Source organism: Clostridium tarantellae (genome assembly GCF_009295725.1).
GTDB classification, from domain to species: domain Bacteria; phylum Bacillota; class Clostridia; order Clostridiales; family Clostridiaceae; genus Sarcina; species Sarcina tarantellae.
The window spans coordinates 1-3,632 of the sequence record NZ_WHJC01000320.1; the positions used below are offsets into that span (position 1 = coordinate 1).

General features: G+C 25.5%; 4 protein-coding genes. 3 read left to right on the forward strand and 1 reads right to left on the reverse strand.

The window, feature by feature from the left end; all coding sequences use genetic code 11:
• Positions 1 to 153: 153 nt before the first annotated feature.
• Positions 154 to 741 carry a recombinase family protein gene (locus tag GBZ86_RS13735; RefSeq protein WP_152891576.1) on the reverse strand — a complete coding sequence of 196 codons (588 nt, stop codon included), beginning with the start codon at positions 739 to 741 and terminating at the stop codon, positions 154 to 156.
• A 163-nt stretch (positions 742 to 904) separates the two neighbouring features.
• Between GBZ86_RS13735 and GBZ86_RS13740 the strand changes: the two genes are divergently transcribed.
• The 3 genes from GBZ86_RS13740 (at position 905) to GBZ86_RS13750 (ending at position 3,348) form a co-directional block, all read left to right on the forward strand.
• Positions 905 to 1,195 carry a competence protein CoiA family protein gene (locus tag GBZ86_RS13740; protein WP_170272267.1) on the forward strand — a complete coding sequence of 97 codons (291 nt, stop codon included), beginning with the start codon at positions 905 to 907 and terminating at the stop codon, positions 1,193 to 1,195.
• An 11-nt stretch (positions 1,196 to 1,206) separates the two neighbouring features.
• Positions 1,207 to 2,388: a hypothetical protein gene (locus tag GBZ86_RS13745; protein ID WP_152891580.1), complete on the forward strand. Its 1,182-nt coding sequence runs from the start codon at positions 1,207 to 1,209 to the stop codon at positions 2,386 to 2,388.
• 363 nt (positions 2,389 to 2,751) lie between these two features.
• The gene (locus tag GBZ86_RS13750; RefSeq protein ID WP_152891582.1) at positions 2,752 to 3,348 is read left to right on the forward strand and encodes a hypothetical protein; all 597 of its coding nucleotides are present in this window, start codon (positions 2,752 to 2,754) and stop codon (positions 3,346 to 3,348) included.
• The last annotated feature ends 284 nt before the right edge of the window (positions 3,349 to 3,632 follow it).

Below are 3,632 nucleotides of genomic sequence, written 5' to 3' on the forward strand. Positions count from 1 at the left end.
CTTTTTGCAAAATATTTTTTTTAAGCATAAGAATATTTTACCATAAATCCTAAACTCGTGGAGTTTGGGATTTATTTTTTTAAAGAAAAAAGGAGCTGTTCACTAATTATTTAGTGCGACAGCCCCTTTTTAAATACAGGAACGAAGTTCTAATTACTCTCTTCTATCTAACAATCTTATATACTTATCTAAAGTAGGTCTACTCACACCTATAAGCCTAGCAAATTCAGTTTTATTGATTTCTTTACTCTTATACTTAGGATAATGTCTTAAAAACTCCTTAGGGACATCCTCTGCTGTTAAAATTGGTCTACCTATAACTTTACCATTAGCTTTAGCATTAGCCATACCAGACTTTACTCTTTGGCTAATAATATTCCTTTCCATTTCGGAGAATACTCCCATCATTTTTAGCATCCCCTCTGTCACAGGGTCTAGTTCCCCTGTACAGTCCACAGCAAAATTCCCAAATATCAACTTCAACTTCTTCTCCTTAGCTAAATTTATAAGTTCACACAAATGCTTTGTGCTCCTAGTAATTCTACTGACCTCTAAAGCTATAATAGCATCGCCTTCCGTAACTACTTCCAGTAGCTCCTGTAGCTCTTCCCTGTCCTCTTTAATTCCTGAAGCATATTCCTTATATATCTTCTCTGCTCCCAGTTCCTTAAGTTCCCTTATCTGCCTGTTTATGTCCTGTAGTTCTTCTGTGGTTGAGCACCTTGCATAACCATATATCATAGTGTTTTCTCCTTTGCTATTATTCTAAAAGTCATATATTTATTATACTAAATGTAAAACAAAAGGTGTAATTATATTTAATTTACATATAAGACAGAATAATGCCATTTTCAATCAAGGAAAAGCTATTATTTACAGTTATATATAATGTAAAGCAAAACAGGTGATATATATACTATTATATGGAATTAATTCAAAAGGATATAAAGTAAATATTGAGCATAGTAACAGGAAAGGTGAATATAGATGTCCAGGGTGCAAAATGAAAATAATACCTAAGAAAGGTGTAATAAATAAATGGCATTATGCCCATAAAATAAAAAGTGACTGTGATGGAGCTAATAGAAATAAAACCCAGTGGCATTTAGACTGGCAAAAAAAATTTAAATCAGATTTTGTTGAAGTACCTTTTGTGAATGATACTTTAAAAAAGATGCATATAGCAGATGTATAGATGAACATACTTTGATAAAAGTAAAAAAAAGCTGTGATGGTTTTAAGAATTTTACTGGTGAAAAATTTACCAAAAAAGAATTCCTAGATTTTTGTAACAAAACAAGTGAGAGATGTGTAAAAGAAAATAGAGATGTGACTACTAGTTCATATATAGATAAAGTTTCAAAATATACTAGTTTGGAACATATACTGAATTTAAAAACCTATCTCCAAAGAAGATTTTATTATAATAAAGACTCAAAACTTTTTAAAAAATTATCTGTAAGTATTGATAGTTTTAAGAGGAAAGAAATTGATGAGATATACGACAAATATTTACTACAAAAGCTTGATAAAAGATTTTGTGAAAATATTTATCAAAGAGCATGTGGTGAATGGAATGAAGGTTGGGGAGAATACGGTGATACAAAATTATGGAATGTATTTGGAAGCTATGTATTCAATGATATAAACTTAGATGCAATTAGTGAAAATGTCAAAGAAGCTTTTATGAAAAAGGCAAAAAGAGAAATGATAAAAAAATATATTGAATTTAAAGTTTCTAAAGGAATTATAATCAGTCCAAAAGAAGATAATAATCAATTTATAGAAGAATTAATTAAAGAGATTGAAGATAGGTTTTTAAGAGGTTGGTATGGATATGTACTAAAAGATGAGATGAAGAAAATTGTAACTGAAAATATGCATTTAAAGAATATAGCCCATGCTATAAAATGTGTAGATGAAGAAAAAAATAAGAGTGATGAGTTTTTAGAATATTTTATAAAACATGAGGTTGAATTTAGGAAAGAGTATAGAAAAATAAAAGAATATCAATTACTCATAGAGTGGTGGGAAAATGTTTCAATAAACATGCTAGATATACTTGAATTAAATGAAAGATGTATTAGGTTGAGTGGGATAGTAAAAGGAGAGAAAATACCAGCTATACAAATATATAAATCAGATATTTATGAAGATATAAATAGATTGATAATAAATAAAATTATGAAATTAGCTAAAGAAAAGAGAACAGAAGCAATAGATTTGTTTATTCAGAATAAATTAGTTGGACAATCTTTGTTAAAATTCAAATATTTCACAGCAACAGAACAAAAAATAATAGGTGCAAAATTAGGACTAAATACTAAAAGGTATAACTCGAGTATAGTTAAATTACGAGATGATATTGTTCAGAAAATAAAAAAGTAATATAAAAGATACAAATGGGATGTTTAATTTAAGTAACATAAATATAATGCATAAAATTTACTATTATCATTAAACTTTTAAAGAAATTAATGAAAAATAATATTAAACTAGTATGATTAAAAATTAAAATACTTGTCCATAATATAAGTATAGTACCCTACTCCCCATTTTATAACCCTCCATCATTAAAGAACGTAGTTAATGATGGAGGGTTGTTTTATGTTATAATCATTTTCCTAATTTCTTCTAGTTTATATTCATCCTTCTTTGAGTGTACTATTAAATGAACGTTTAAAAAATAAAAATTTACTCACTCAAGATGAAAAAAGCAATTTATTAAAAGATATGAATGCACTAATTTATATGCAACTTGATTATTTAGAAAAATATAAGGATAAAATAATTATACAACCTAATAGTGACCAAGGTAAAATTTTAGCAAGAATAATGGAAATGTCTAAGGTTATTAAAAATCAAGGTAATCTTTTAGATGTAAAAAAACAAGAAAATACAAATAATAAAGTTGATGATAGCATTTCTTCTCAGGAAACAAATCTAAATAATAAAGAAAATTCAGAGAATATAAATAATATATTGGATGAAGTATTATATTTTTATAATAAACTTATTTATTCATTAGAATTTTATATTGCTAATCCAAATAATATAGCTAATAATGCTTATGATATTGAAAAAGATATTATATATATAGAAATGTCTATAGAAGAAAAAGATAATTTTATTAATAAAGATATAATTAAAGAGATTAATAATATAATTAATGAAGGCTATACTTTAGTAAACTATATAGAAAGTAATGATTTGACTAATAAAAGTTATATAGAAAAAGTTATAACTAAATTTAAAGCTATTATAAGTAATATTAAAATTTCTAAAGATAATATAATAAAAACATATAACATACAAGATAGTCCTTATGATCCTAATTGGAAGCAGTAGTAAAATGTAAAAACTATGTAGATGATCAATATGGAAATTGTTTGAGTTTAATAGTTTTTGAAATAGAACAATACTAAAAGAATAGATAAGTATTAATTTTATAAAAGCTTCAGCTATTAATTATAAAAGAAATTAATAGTTGAAGTTTTTTTATGATTTTAAAAAGTAATATAATAGCTTTGACTTTACCCATTTTTTTACATTAAACTTTGTCTTTTAATAATATAAACTATACAATTATTGTCTAATTTATTACCAAGTTATTACAAATATTTTTAAGATTT